Origin of the sequence: Pseudomonas faucium (assembly GCF_021602585.1) — a bacterium.
Classification (GTDB): domain Bacteria; phylum Pseudomonadota; class Gammaproteobacteria; order Pseudomonadales; family Pseudomonadaceae; genus Aquipseudomonas; species Aquipseudomonas faucium.
The window spans coordinates 432897-444943 of record NZ_BQIP01000001.1; the positions used below are offsets into that span (position 1 = coordinate 432897).

General features: G+C 55.0%; 14 protein-coding genes and 1 pseudogene. 10 read left to right on the plus strand and 5 right to left on the minus strand.

Features of this window, described 5'->3' with window-relative positions:
* Positions 1-147 precede the first annotated feature (147 nt).
* On the plus strand, positions 148-432 hold the full coding sequence (locus tag L6D75_RS02035; RefSeq protein WP_236193400.1) for a cyclophilin-like fold protein: 285 nt from the start codon (positions 148-150) through the stop codon (positions 430-432).
* 82 nt (positions 433-514) lie between these two features.
* Here L6D75_RS02035 and L6D75_RS02040 read toward each other — a convergent pair whose 3' ends face one another.
* Complete coding sequence (locus tag L6D75_RS02040) at positions 515-1405, minus strand: LysR family transcriptional regulator (RefSeq protein ID WP_176511272.1); 891 nt, start codon at positions 1403-1405, stop codon at positions 515-517.
* 103 nt (positions 1406-1508) lie between these two features.
* Here L6D75_RS02040 and L6D75_RS02045 point away from each other — a divergent pair, with 103 nt between their 5' ends.
* The 3 genes from L6D75_RS02045 (at position 1509) to L6D75_RS02055 (ending at position 3264) form a co-directional block, all read left to right on the plus strand.
* Positions 1509-1952 carry a (R)-mandelonitrile lyase gene (locus tag L6D75_RS02045; RefSeq protein ID WP_176511273.1) on the plus strand — a complete coding sequence of 148 codons (444 nt, stop codon included), beginning with the start codon at positions 1509-1511 and terminating at the stop codon, positions 1950-1952.
* A 171-nt stretch (positions 1953-2123) separates the two neighbouring features.
* Entirely contained in the window at positions 2124-2498 is a 375-nt protein-coding gene (locus L6D75_RS02050) for a (R)-mandelonitrile lyase (protein WP_236193401.1), read from the plus strand.
* Entirely contained in the window at positions 2467-3264 is a 798-nt protein-coding gene (locus L6D75_RS02055; RefSeq protein ID WP_176511275.1) for a carboxymuconolactone decarboxylase family protein, read from the plus strand. Before L6D75_RS02050 ends, L6D75_RS02055 begins: the two co-directional genes overlap by 32 nt.
* Positions 3265-3589: 325 nt before the next feature.
* Here the strand turns inward: L6D75_RS02055 and L6D75_RS02060 are convergent, their stop codons facing one another.
* Positions 3590-3769, minus strand: a complete 180-nt coding sequence (locus L6D75_RS02060) for a hypothetical protein (RefSeq protein ID WP_236193375.1) — start codon at positions 3767-3769, stop codon at positions 3590-3592.
* A gap of 800 nt (positions 3770-4569) precedes the next feature.
* On the opposite strand from L6D75_RS02060, the gene L6D75_RS02065 reads away from it, so the two are divergent.
* Entirely contained in the window at positions 4570-5076 is a 507-nt protein-coding gene (locus L6D75_RS02065; RefSeq protein ID WP_176511276.1) for a DUF3015 domain-containing protein, read from the plus strand.
* Positions 5077-5252: 176 nt separating this feature from the next.
* The gene (locus L6D75_RS02070; protein WP_236193376.1) at positions 5253-5729 is read left to right on the plus strand and encodes a hypothetical protein; all 477 of its coding nucleotides are present in this window, start codon (positions 5253-5255) and stop codon (positions 5727-5729) included.
* 116 nt (positions 5730-5845) lie between these two features.
* On the opposite strand, the gene L6D75_RS27405 is transcribed toward L6D75_RS02070, so the two are convergent.
* Positions 5846-6355, minus strand: a complete 510-nt coding sequence (locus L6D75_RS27405) for a helix-turn-helix transcriptional regulator (protein ID WP_176511278.1) — start codon at positions 6353-6355, stop codon at positions 5846-5848.
* Between the two features lie 5 nt (positions 6356-6360).
* Between L6D75_RS27405 and L6D75_RS02075 the strand changes: the two genes are divergently transcribed.
* The 3 genes from L6D75_RS02075 to L6D75_RS02085 are packed head-to-tail and all read left to right on the plus strand — an operon-like array spanning position 6361 to position 8737.
* Positions 6361-7086 (plus strand): MFS transporter, encoded by a 726-nt coding sequence (locus L6D75_RS02075; protein WP_276574723.1) that lies wholly within the window; start codon positions 6361-6363, stop codon positions 7084-7086.
* Positions 7087-7096: 10 nt separating this feature from the next.
* Positions 7097-8071: a hydroxyacid dehydrogenase gene (locus L6D75_RS02080; RefSeq protein WP_176511279.1), complete on the plus strand. Its 975-nt coding sequence runs from the start codon at positions 7097-7099 to the stop codon at positions 8069-8071.
* A gap of 27 nt (positions 8072-8098) precedes the next feature.
* Positions 8099-8737 (plus strand): RraA family protein, encoded by a 639-nt coding sequence (locus tag L6D75_RS02085; RefSeq protein ID WP_176511280.1) that lies wholly within the window; start codon positions 8099-8101, stop codon positions 8735-8737.
* 519 nt (positions 8738-9256) lie between these two features.
* On the opposite strand, the pseudogene L6D75_RS02090 reads toward L6D75_RS02085, so the two are convergent.
* Both L6D75_RS02090 and L6D75_RS02095 read right to left on the minus strand, forming a co-directional pair.
* Positions 9257-9494: pseudogene (locus L6D75_RS02090) on the minus strand (MarR family transcriptional regulator); the annotation flags it as partial.
* Positions 9495-10193: 699 nt separating this feature from the next.
* Positions 10194-10484 carry a hypothetical protein gene (locus L6D75_RS02095; RefSeq protein ID WP_236193380.1) on the minus strand — a complete coding sequence of 97 codons (291 nt, stop codon included), beginning with the start codon at positions 10482-10484 and terminating at the stop codon, positions 10194-10196.
* Between the two features lie 1020 nt (positions 10485-11504).
* Here L6D75_RS02095 and L6D75_RS02100 point away from each other — a divergent pair.
* The gene (locus L6D75_RS02100) at positions 11505-12014 is read left to right on the plus strand and encodes an acyloxyacyl hydrolase (protein ID WP_176515427.1); all 510 of its coding nucleotides are present in this window, start codon (positions 11505-11507) and stop codon (positions 12012-12014) included.
* The last annotated feature ends 33 nt before the right edge of the window (positions 12015-12047 follow it).

Below are 12047 nucleotides of genomic sequence, written 5' to 3' on the forward strand. Positions count from 1 at the left end.
TATCGATGGTCTGGTCTGCAGCACCGTGCTTGGGTGGGTGGACTACTGGCACTTGGTTTAGCTCACACAATTCCGGCCAGCGCATCTGATTTCCAAACGGCGAAGTCCGGCAAAGCGAAAGCTCAACAGGAGAGACCCTGCATGCAGATGTCAGTAGGCGAGCGACATTACAAAATCAGGTTGGCTGACACTGAGGCAGCTCGTGCCTTCTCCTCGTTGATACCGCTGACGCTCGAAATGGCCGATCTCAACAGTAACGAAAAGTATGTGGATCTCGCGGTATCACTCCCTAAGGATGCGAGCGTTCCAGGAACGATCAAGGTAGGGACGTCATGCTGTATGGATCGAAGACCCTGGTGGTCTTCTACAAGACATTCAAAACGCCCTACTCCTACACCCTTATCTGAAACATTGAAAACCCCGATGGACTGATGCAGATGCTTGGCAGTGACGTTATCCGAGTCGAATTTTCCCAGCACTGAAAGCCGGCTGGACATCTGCATCACGCAAGCTCCTACTCGCTTCGGAGTGCTTCAAGAACAACCCTGAAAGCAGCGGTTTGCTGCCGGCGCGTGGGGTAGTAAAGATGATAACCAGGGAAGGGTTCTGACCACCCCGCCAATACCTCTTCAAGGGCACCGCTGTCGATGTGCGCCTGAGCGTGCAGATCAGTCACCTGGGCCACACCCACCCCTGCCAGACAGGCATCCAGTATCTGCAACGAACTATTCATGATCAGCGGCCCTTGTACCCGGACGCGGAACTCGCTGCCATCATGGGTGAACTCCCAAGGATAAAGGCCGCCGTGCGTAGGCAACCGCAGGTTGATGCACCTGTGGGCCATCAACTCCTCGGGTTGGCGGGGCACTCCATACCGCTTCAAGTAGGCGGGTGAGGCTACGGTAACCATCCGCATGGGCGGCCCAATGGGCACAGCCACCATGTCTGTATCGATGATGCCGCCCAAACGTACACCCGCATCGAAACGCTCGGCAACGATGTCAGTCAGGCCGTAATCGGTCATCAATTCAATCGTGACATCTGGGTAGGACTCGATCACCGGCTTCAATTTCGGCCATAGAACATGGCGGGCGGCGAATTCATCGGCTGTGATCCGCATCGTCCCTGAGGGGTGTTGCCCAAATTCGGTCAGGGCACCAAGGTGACCATCGATTTGATCCAATAGCGGCGCGATATCATGAAGCAGTTTTTCCCCTGCCTCCGTCCGCGTGACGCTCCTGGTGGTGCGGGTGAGGAGCCGAACACCGAGACGCTCCTCAAGGCCCCTTACTGTCTGGCTGACGGCTGAAGGTGACACACCCAATCGTGCCGCTGCCCGGGTGAAATTACTTTCCCTGGCGACAGCCACAAAGACCACCAGATCACTCAGATTGTCTGCTTTCATTGTTAAGCCCAGCTTCAAACCGAATTCTTGATTTTGCTAATACTCGAATTAAAGCGCGGTCGCTACAGTTGTCTCAATTACATTTTTGAGAGGCTGAAACACCATGGCGGACAACAACCTTTCCAGCGTGGCCATGCAAATCCACCGTGCCGGCTCGGCCAATGCGATCCCGGGGCCTGCTGAATGGTTCACGGGGCGAGTACGCATCGACCGCGCTTTCACAGCCCCTGCCCCCGCTAGAGTTGGCGTTGCGGTGGTCAACTTCGAGCCAGGTGCTCGTACCCACTGGCACACTCATCCTCTGGGCCAAGCCTTGCTAGTGACCGATGGGGTCGGCTGGACGCAATGTGAAGATGGCCCGAAGACCGAGATCCGCGCAGGTGATCTGATCTGGTGCAACTGCGGACGCCGGCACTGGCATGGCGCGACCGATACTACGGCTATGCAGCATGTCGCGATCAATGAGTATATGGATGGCAAGGCCGTCGATTGGCTGGAGCCAGTGACTGACGTTGTCTACCTGAGTGGCCCGCTGGAAAAAGGCTGAGCTGAGGTCACGTGCTACCCAAGATCTCTGACCATGAGGGTTTTCAACATGAATGCTCACCCCATTACAGCTGCGATATGCCTCTCTGCTTTGCAACTCGCATCGAGCGAAGCAGCTGAAAATGCCTCACCCCGCCAACAGGAAATAACCAGAGCGGGTAAACAGGCCTCTATGGTTGGCCCCTCTCAATTCTTCACCGGTGACGTGCGGATTGATCCGGTGTGGCCTGCGGACTCGGGTATTAGCGCCTCGGGAAGCTTCGTGACATTCGAGCCGGGGGCACGTTCTGCATGGCATACCCATCCTGCTGGCCAGCAGCTGGTGGTCACTTCGGGGGTAGGCCTGACTCAACAATGGGGCGGCCTTATCCAGGAGGTTCGTCCTGGGGATGTCGTGTGGTGCCCTCCAGGCATTAAGCATTGGCATGGAGCTGCCCCCACAACGAGCATGACGCACCTTGCTGTTACAGCGACAGCTGAAGGCAAAAATGTCCACTGGTTGGAGAAAGTGACCGATGAACAATACAGCGGGCCGCGTGCTAAGTAAGTGGATCAATGCCGGGATAGCAACCACAATCATGATTGGACTAGGCGCTACGGAGATGGCCTCGTCTGATCCCTTCGGAACGGGCAATGTCATGAGCCACCCCATTTCATCCCAATCAAATTCCAAGTCGCTGAGCGAGCAACAACAAGCGGTTGTCGTCGTAGCCGCGCTTGCTGCCATTGGTGACTTGCCCCGCTTGAACACTGCTCTGGATCAGGCCTTGGATTTGAAACTAACGGTCAGCGAACTGCGTGAGGTGCTTGTACAACTCTACGCCTATGCCGGCTTCCCCCGATCTCTGAACGCGCTGACGGAGCTGATGCAGGTGCTGGAATCACGCAAACAGCGCGGCATCTTTGACGATCCAGGTCGCGAACCTAGCCGTCCAATACCTCAAGGTGACGCCCTGCTGGCCGCAGGTACCGTTAACCAGACAAAGTTGTCGGGTTCACCGGTTGAGGGGCCCCTGTTCGATTTTGCCCCGATAGCTAACCAATACCTCCGCACTCACCTGTTTGGTGACATATTCGAACGAGATACCTTGGATTGGAAGACGCGTGAGCTGGCCACAGTGGGAATGCTTTCCGCGCTTGCGGGGGTAGAGCCACAGCTTCAGGCACACATGCGAATCAGCACAAATACAGGAGTCACGACTCCGCAGCTACGCCATCTCTGTCAAACCTTGAGTCACCGTGTGGACACTCAGACCGGTGATCGAGCTGCAAATGCTCTAGAAAAACACGTGGCAAGCACTGCCAAGGGATGATTAGCCGTGGACAGATGATCATCTGTGGCACGCTCTGGGTAATCAAAAGTGCCCTCCAGCTGAATCTCTTCACTCAGTTTCTGCAGATGAAGGTGATGCTCGCGAGCAACGCTATCAAGCGTTTCCTGATTCAGAAATGCAGGGCGTTGCCGAACCATCTTGTGATCAAAGGCCCGAGCCGGCACTTTTTCTGGGGCTGCCCGAGTACCACGAGTCATCTTGTTCGACTAATGGTTAAACAGCTGGTGTCAGTGATGAATTTTTAGGTAGCAGAGCGCAACTTTTGCACCTTGCATGTTGGTGACCGATCTCGGAAGGCCGGTTGCTAATGGCCTTTCTCTGTGGGGCCGAGGGCTCGGATCTGATAGTCGGTAACGGTCTGAAAGCGATGCTCAGCCAACAGCCTGAGGCGCTCCAGCTCAGCTCCAACCACCCCTTGAGCCTGGGCCTGATGGTACAGCGTCAGGGCTTCCACGGCCTCCGGATACAGGGAGTGGTCAGGCATGAGCACCTTGATCAGATCTCGTTTTACGAACCAAACGGTGGTTGCTAGCCCTTCGCCTCGATAGTGTTCACGGCTTGTTCACATGCAGTATGGGAGCGTTAGCTATCCCTGCGTGTGATAGAAGCTCCCTTGCCCGCCCCCAGCGGGCTTTCTTTTGCCCGCAAACTCTCTTCAGCTCGCATCAACAGTGCGCCCGACTACTTCCTATTCGCAGTACACCGTCCAGAGCTCATCAATGGGCATCTTATACTTCTGGCTCATCAGCCCAGCGCATACCCCACAGCGGATCCATCGGAACGCTGGTCAGACGCGTTCCCCTTCCCACCTGGCATTCACAGCATACCCATTAGCTTTCCACCTGTCCCCGTCTGAACAGCAGCGAACAGGTCGCCTTTGATATCGTTCCGCTGACCAGGGTCGAGCAACAGCACCTCAGACTTGCTGTAGCGAAAACCATCCCGGAATCCCATTCCACGCTCCGCTGAGCTGCTTTTGTCAGCAATCGCGTGTCACCAATTCTCATCGCGCCCCAGGTATCGCTGTGTGCCAGTTCCCACCCGGGTCGAATGTCGATAGCCGCGAGGTGGGCGAAAAGACGACGCTCGATACCTCAGTTATCTCCAGCGTCGCATTTCTGAAGATTCCAGTTGGCGTCCCCTATCTAAACCCTGTCGCTTCAAATTTGATAATCCTTGCCACCTAACCTACACCCAAAGGAGTTCGCGAGTCGCTCAGTCCAGAAGTCGTGCGAGCCGTCTCGTCGATGTCAGCCAATGAGACATGCCCGAGGTATACACAATATGGCTACTAATCGGTTCGGCAGGATTTTGATTTTCAGCGTTTTCAGTATGGCCGGTGCCATGGCTCATGCCGCTCAGGCTGGCGGAGGCGGCTGCGGCTGGGGGAACATGGTCTTTGATGGAAAAAGGGGGCTTGCGCCTCATTTGCTGGCCACCACGACTAATGGCACTTCCGGCAACGCTACCTTCGGCCTTACTTCTGGCACCAATGGTTGCGACTCAAGCGTAAGGCTCGGCTATGGAGGCCGCTCGTGGTTGGCAATGAATGGAATGCTCGATTCTGTTGCCGAAGATATGGCCCAAGGCCGTGGCGAGGCCCTGGAGGCTTATGCGACTTTACTGGGTATAGAACGGGACGACCGAGCGCATTTTGCCGAAGTCGCTCGTGCTAATTTCACCACTATTTTCTCTGCCCCGGATGTTACGGGGGAGCAAGTTCTATCCGCGACATTGGATGTTATGAGTCGCGACCAGCAACTGGCGCGTTATGTAAAACAGCCAAGTTGAATACCTTAAGCGTGGATTGGAAAGCCCTTCCTTAAGGGTTTTCCAATGCGCTACACAGTGCTAGTCGTGGAACTTTAGTCATCTTCGCGACGGTAACGAGGATGTTAGGTCACGAAAACTCTCAATGGAAGGTGCTAATTATGAGCTCAGTGATACACAAGATCAAACATGAATTCATGAAAGTACTGCCGCCGACCCTGTACTTTTTTATTATACTGCATATTGTCGCCCTTATCCGTGGACTAATGATTAAAGGATCGGGTGTTGACCTGCCGGTTTCGGCCTCGGTGCTGATCGCGTCCATGATTCTCGGCAAGTCGGTATTGGTAGCCGACATGCTACCTTTCATCAACCGTTTCCCCGATAAACCGCTGATCTGGAACGTCACCTGGAAAACTCTAATGTATGCAGTAGTAGCACTTATTGTTCATTACCTTGAGCGCTTATATGACTACTGGAAGGAGGCGCCCAGCTTTATGGATGCCAACTCACTACTGTGGAGTTCAATGAACTGGCCGCGCTTTTGGGCGGTGCAGATTCTGCTCATCACCTTGATTTTCATGTATTGCATCATCGCCGAGTTGGCACGTGTTATTGGACGCGATCGACTGAAGGTAATGTTCATAGGCCCTCTCCCGCCAATGCAACGTTAAAGCTTCCTAGACGATGCTGATTTCCCCGGTGGCCGTGGCCAATCCCAACAGGGCTGATCGTCAGCTTCGGATCCATAGTGCGTTGGTAAAGAGCAGCTATCGACTCCAGTGGACGTTCAGCTCTTTAATCGGAGCCGGTGCTCAAGCGGAGAAATCCCAAACCAACGCTGGTGAGCACGGCAAAATGAGGTAACACGGAGATAGCCCAATTCTCTGGCGATCTCACTAATCGTCAATTCAGACTCACAAAGAAGCAACCTTGCCCGGGAACGTCTAACATTAGTCACGCATTCCTCGTACTCAAGCCCGAGTTTTGCCAAATGCCTCTGAAGAGTCCTAGGGTGAATACTTAATCGATCTGCAACAAGTATTAAAGTGCAGCGATTTTCCGAAAGTAGGTTATTGATACAACCTATAACCTTTTGACTCAGCGAATTCTCGGGCGAAAAATCTAAACCGATCCCGTCGAGCGGACGAATCGCCAAATCTGGCGGAGCATAAGTGACGATCTCAGACCTATCTGTAAGCAATTTACACACCGGTAAGACTCCTAGTCGCCGTGGTGCGATCTCATCCTGGAATTTATCTTTGACAGTAAAGACAGGATTTTTGAGAATGTCACTCATATGGAATGCAAGCGGTCATTTCGGCGGGCCTCGCTGTGTCGATAGCTACCATCCGCAATCGACCACCCGGCTTTGCACAAAGCTACGCTCACAGAACGCCTATTCGCAATTGCCCTTTCGCTGAGCTCGTGCGCGACTACATGCGCCCGCTCACCAAGGTCATGATGATCTCCCTGGTGCAGAACATCGGCACCTACATCGGCACCGTTTTCATCGCAGCGTACTTCAGCTCAATCCTCGGCTACTCGAAGGGACAGGCTTCCACCATCGTTCTGGTGGCTGTCAGCTTTGCAGCCCTGATGATTCCGTTAGCAGGTCACCTCGGGTCGATCATTGGCAGTAAAGCCGTGCTCCACCTTGCTTATCTCGGCTACGCCGTTCTTTCCGTTCCATCGTTCCTGCTGATGCAGCAAGGCCAGGTAAGCATGGCCATGGCCGGTCTGGCCTTGGGAATGATTCCTTACGCGCTTTGCCTGGCCGGCACCTACTCGGTCATGCCTGAGTTCTTCCCTACCCACGTTCGCCACACCGGGGTCGCCTTTGGCCACAGCGTCGGTGCCGTTATCGGCGGCGGCATTGGGCCTTTCATGGCGACCTGGCTGATCGGCGCCACCGGCAACCAGACGGCTCCCGCTTTCATCCTGAGCGGTGCCGGAGTTCTGGGCCTGATCGTGCTGTGGACTGTCCGCAGCCAAGCAGCTGCCGACGACAAAAAACATCAATTCGCCTGAGTACAACCGCATGCCTCTCATCTACGTCACCAGCCCCATTCACGAAACAATCCTCAGCCGACTTTCGGATGTCGGGGAGATGCGTCTCGGCTACGGCCCTAATGCCGTTGGGTATGAAGAAATCCGTAATCAGGTGGATGCCGTGTTTTTGCGTGGCGGCCACATCAGCGCTGAAATGATCGCTGCCTCGCCCAAGCTGCGGATTGTTGCTCGCCATGGCGCCGGCTATGACAACGTCGACTACAAAGCAGCCGCCGACCACGGGGTTTGGGTCACGAACACTCCAGGTGCAAACCAGCGCAGCGTGATTGAGCATGTCTTCGCGTTGCTCTTGTCGCTGTGCCGCAAGCTGCAGCTGGCATCCGAACAAACCCGCAATCGGGTCTGGACAGAAGACCGCCTTTCGCTGACCGGTATCGAACTCGAAGGACGCACTTTGGGCCTTGTGGGGTTCGGCAACATCGGCTCCAGCGTTGCACCTGTTGCTGAAGCCTTCGGCATGAAAGTGATATTTACCGACCCCGCCATCGACCCGAGCTCAGACAGCCGCTGGGTAGATTTCGACACCCTCCTGTCTACGGCTGATGTCGTGAGCCTGCATGTCCCTCTGCTGGAAACCACTCGCAACCTGATCGGGGCACCTGAGTTCGCCAGAATGAAAGACGGCGCAGTGCTGATTAACACCAGTCGTGGTGGTGTTGTCGACGAGCAAGCACTGGTCGACGCCCTCAAAAGCGGAAAGCTGGCTGGCGCGGGGGCTGATGTACTCGCTGCCGAGAACATCGACATGATCAAGCCGTTCGACCATGCCACGCCGGACATCGCGAACACGCCCAACCTGATCGTCACGGCCCACGTCGCCGGCCAGACCGATGAGTCGCTGATGCGCGTAGGCATGAGCGCACTGGAGGCGATTACCGCCGTACTCAATGGCGAGGCACCTGCCCACCCAGTCAACCAGCCTGTGCCGAAATCGTACAGCTAAGCCTTTTTCCGAAACTGGAGGTATCCAATGTTCATCAATGTATCCGATGAGTCGGTCAGCGTTAACGCCATTTGGGAGCGAGCTGACCTGGCGTTGATCGAGGAAATCTCGCACTACCCAGTGGCACTCATCGGCGACGTACTAAATCGCATGGGGATGATGGCTTCGGCTATTCGCCACACCGCTGGCAAATCTACGTTCTTCGGCACCATCTTGCCGCTGAACACTCGCGAGGGTGACAACCTCGCTATCCATCGTGCCTTGGACGAGGCGCAGCCAGGGGATGTGCTGGTCATCAACGGCAACAGTGAAGTGAACCGCTCCGTGTTCGGTGATCTGCTCGGTGAGATCTGCCTCGCGAAGAAAGTTGCAGCGGTCGTCATTGATGGCGCGGTACGTGACATTGAAGAACTCGATAGCATGGGGCTGCCTATCTACGCCCGTGCAGTAAACCCAGCAGGCCCCTCAAAATGGGGCCCAGGCCAGGTCGGCGTTCCAGTCGCCTGCGGTAATGTCGTTTGCTATCCAGGTGATGCCATTATCGGTGACCGCGATGGCATCATCGTAGTTGCTCGCAGCCTCCTGCCAAGCTTGGCCGAGAGGGTGAAACTCCAGGACGGCTACGAAAACAGCTTCCGCGAGAAAGTGCGGGCAAGCGTGCGCTAAACGCACATAGCCCTTCGTAGATAGCGGCCTCCCACGCCTCGGCATTTTCGCTCCGAGTGGCCGCTATCTACACCCTCGGTCTCTGCTGAGTGAATCAGCTTTCGATAACGAGAAATTGCCCGGTCGATCCCGACACGATCTTATTTAGTTACCACATCAAACAGGTCGTAAACCACGCTCACCTGAGGGCGGTGAATCGCCCCCGGTTTTGTCGGCCTTGAGTGTCCACAAGGTCACTGAAATCCAGGCACTGATCATTGGCGCAGGAGGCCGATTGCTGACCAACGCCAGATGCCGCGATGGGTCGAAAGCGCCATCCACGACCGACAACATTGGCCCTTAGCGGATAATCAGCTCTGGCCTGGGTGGCTTTCGCCATGCCCATGCTCGTGGTGAAGTCGCTTCTAAAGAGCCTACTTTCGAGCATTGAGGTTCACGCTGAGTTCTGGAACTTCCCCAATGCCGAATTGACAGCCACCCCCATAACGCTGCTACTCCGGCCTCACTAAATGCCCGTTAAAGCAACTTTGCTTGCTCACACCGCAGCATTTCCTCGCGAGCCTTCTTTGGTCAGCTGAAGCATGCGTTTGTCGTTGTGCGACGCCACGCTATCCACCAGTCCCATTTCTACCGATTGCCACAACGGTATGCTCAGCACCCGCTTGGTCACGCCGAGCAGTGCCAGCAGTTGTATGGCGTTGAGGTTCGGGTACCGGGCTATGAACAAGACGATCCTCTGATGCACCCCGCCCCGACGCGCGACATCCTGAACGCTGATGTGAACTTCCATAAATGGATGACCTGACGGATTGAAGTCGGTTCCGACCGCTACATCGACAGATCGAATTTCTAGCGGCTTTGACATTTCTCGAAGCGTTTGAAAGCTCCGGAGTAGATGAAACGAGCTAGGCTTGCAGCATGGAGATGTGACTAGGGTAAGGATGCGTCATCGAGGAGCAGTATTTCGGGCTTAGGCAGATCGGAGCTCGGATAGATATCCAAGTAGGGTTTTCATTGGACTCTATGAGCTACTTGGCTTGGCCCGTATTGAGGAGGCCTACTCAAAGCGGGGAAACAGTAACTTGAGCAATGGTGTGGGGCGCTAGCAGAGGTCGGACACTCGCTGAAACAGGCTACAAAAGCAGCAAAGTAGGCACTGCTTAGATCGACGGAGGGACTCTCATGATAGATCCGATCATGCAGCTGGACGCTGAGTTCGAGCGGCTGGGTCAGATCGCCGACGAGCTCGAACGCCAAGTAGCTATCTGCCCTGTTACTCGGCCAATGCTGATCGCGTGGCTAACGGAGTGGGCACCAGGCCCTGACGGACAGGCAGAATTGAAGCGGGAGCTCCCCCACCTTCCCCAAGCGTTGAAGTTGGCATATGCAGCGTGGATTCATCACGGTGGAGGTCGCTGATACTACTGCCAGCGACCACCAATCCGTTGTATAGCCTCTACGCTACACGCTTTTGGGCAGGGCGCTGCTCGGTCGCCAGGCATCTGGCGCGCCCTACCCCCCAGGCCAACGCACGAGTCATCGACTCACCGGGGCGAGAGTCGTAGGCCACTTCATGAATAGCCATCCCTGAGCCGGCGTAGACGCCAATGAATAACTGTGTATGGCCCGTTCGCGACAGCCGCACCTGGATATCCATGGTCGTGCCGTCGTCCAGGGTTTCATCGTGAGTTCTATGGTGGAGCGATGGATCTGCCCATTTCCAAAACACATCACCGCGAATCCGCATGCCGCCCTCCTACGACTTTAGTCTTATATATGGGGTGCCTCTACCATAGCGTAGCTAAGCGGGGACGAAACCACCGCCGAGCGGATTATGAATCCGAAATATGACGGGATGTGAATTGTGGTGAAAAGGGAGAAGCGACCCACCTACCAGGTGTAATCAGCGCTCCATGTGATCTGGGCCTGGCAGGATCCAGCTCCACTTGCCGCCCGCGCTTTCTCATCACAGTTCTCGGCTCCCCCGCCAGGAGCAAGCTCGCCTCCTCAGCATTGGGTAGGTGAATTTCCCGAGCTGAACCCCATGACCGTGCACACGAATTTGCCAGCAGCGCAGTGATTCATCAGTGGAGGTTACTCAGAACGAGGTGTAGTGGTGATACTTGGAAAAAATGGCGGCAGCTCAATATTTCACTGCCAAAAAGAGCAAGCCGGCCTGGCGGCCGAAAAAACGACTTTATGCCTAGGCATAATCTCCTGAGCTAGCTCATAAGCCCTCAACCCTTAGACAATTCACGGGAAGAAAATGATTCCAGACAGAAGCGGTAGCAGCTAGGCAGCTAGGCAGCTAGGCAGCTAGGCAGCTAGGCAGCTAGGCAGCTAGGCAGCTAGGCAGCTAGGCAGCTAGGCAGCTAGGCGAGGAGGATTGCTGCTTAATTTTTGATTTCAAATAATATACTCCGTTTCGGAAAAAAAAATTCAAGGGGCATATACAAAAAATAGTTGTGAACTGTCGCATTTCTAAAATTTTTAGGGCGACTGTTGTCGCATTAACGAAAGTCGCCGTTCAGCTGCGCGGAGCTGCCCGAGGCATTCTGATGACGTTCATGACGATCCTACCTGACCAACGCGCGATATCCTAAACGATGTCTTGACCTTCCTTAAGTGGGTGAACAGCTCGCTCCTGACCGAGTTCCGGGCCGGCTGATGGACATCACTAACAAAAAATGGGCGGAGGCTGGGAACGATTTGATATCACTTTGCTTCTCATAGGTTGCTAACAAATAACAACCTTGGACTACACAACATGAAGCACATATTTCTTGGTGCCCTGCTTTCACTTTCGGCAGTCGCAGCGTCAGCTGCGGAGATATCAGGCTCTATCGGCGCGACGAGCCAAGGCGGGCTTACAGCTAGGCTCGGAATGGCGCTAGATTGGAATAAAAGCTGGTGGGAGTCGAGCACTGGAAAGCTAACCGGTTACTGGGATGCCGGTTATACCTATTGGGAAGCTGGTGACGCTGCAGGCGGAGCTCATTCCATTTCGTTCTCGCCTGTGTTCGTGTATGAATTTACCGGTGGCGATGTTAAGCCCTTTATTGAGGCGGGTATCGGCATTGCCCTCTTCTCAGGCACCAAAGCCGGAGATCAGGAACTGGGGTCATCGTTCAACTTCGAGGATCGCATTGGGGTTGGCCTGAAGATCGGCGAGGGACAGCGTGTAGGAATTCGGGCAATCCACTATTCCAACGCTGGTATCAAACAGCCGAACGAGGGCATTGAGTCCTATGCACTCTTCTATAGCCATCAGATCTAAGTTTGGAACAGGTGCGGTTGGCAACAGCCGCAC

Coding starts and splice junctions, on each gene's coding strand:
- L6D75_RS02050 (WP_236193401.1), top strand. CDS start 2,124: ATGGTTGGCCCCTCTCAATTCTTCACCGGTGACGTGCGGATTGATCCG.
- L6D75_RS02085 (WP_176511280.1), top strand. CDS start 8,099: ATGTTCATCAATGTATCCGATGAGTCGGTCAGCGTTAACGCCATTTGG.
- L6D75_RS02100 (WP_176515427.1), top strand. CDS start 11,505: ATGAAGCACATATTTCTTGGTGCCCTGCTTTCACTTTCGGCAGTCGCA.
- L6D75_RS02060 (WP_236193375.1), bottom strand. CDS start 3,769: ATGCCTGACCACTCCCTGTATCCGGAGGCCGTGGAAGCCCTGACGCTG.
- L6D75_RS02035 (WP_236193400.1), top strand. CDS start 148: ATGTCAGTAGGCGAGCGACATTACAAAATCAGGTTGGCTGACACTGAG.
- L6D75_RS02080 (WP_176511279.1), top strand. CDS start 7,097: ATGCCTCTCATCTACGTCACCAGCCCCATTCACGAAACAATCCTCAGC.
- L6D75_RS27405 (WP_176511278.1), bottom strand. CDS start 6,355: ATGAGTGACATTCTCAAAAATCCTGTCTTTACTGTCAAAGATAAATTC.
- L6D75_RS02075 (WP_276574723.1), top strand. CDS start 6,361: ATGCAAGCGGTCATTTCGGCGGGCCTCGCTGTGTCGATAGCTACCATC.
- L6D75_RS02055 (WP_176511275.1), top strand. CDS start 2,467: ATGAACAATACAGCGGGCCGCGTGCTAAGTAAGTGGATCAATGCCGGG.
- L6D75_RS02070 (WP_236193376.1), top strand. CDS start 5,253: ATGAAAGTACTGCCGCCGACCCTGTACTTTTTTATTATACTGCATATT.
- L6D75_RS02045 (WP_176511273.1), top strand. CDS start 1,509: ATGGCGGACAACAACCTTTCCAGCGTGGCCATGCAAATCCACCGTGCC.
- L6D75_RS02065 (WP_176511276.1), top strand. CDS start 4,570: ATGGCTACTAATCGGTTCGGCAGGATTTTGATTTTCAGCGTTTTCAGT.
- L6D75_RS02040 (WP_176511272.1), bottom strand. CDS start 1,405: ATGAAAGCAGACAATCTGAGTGATCTGGTGGTCTTTGTGGCTGTCGCC.
- L6D75_RS02095 (WP_236193380.1), bottom strand. CDS start 10,484: ATGCGGATTCGCGGTGATGTGTTTTGGAAATGGGCAGATCCATCGCTC.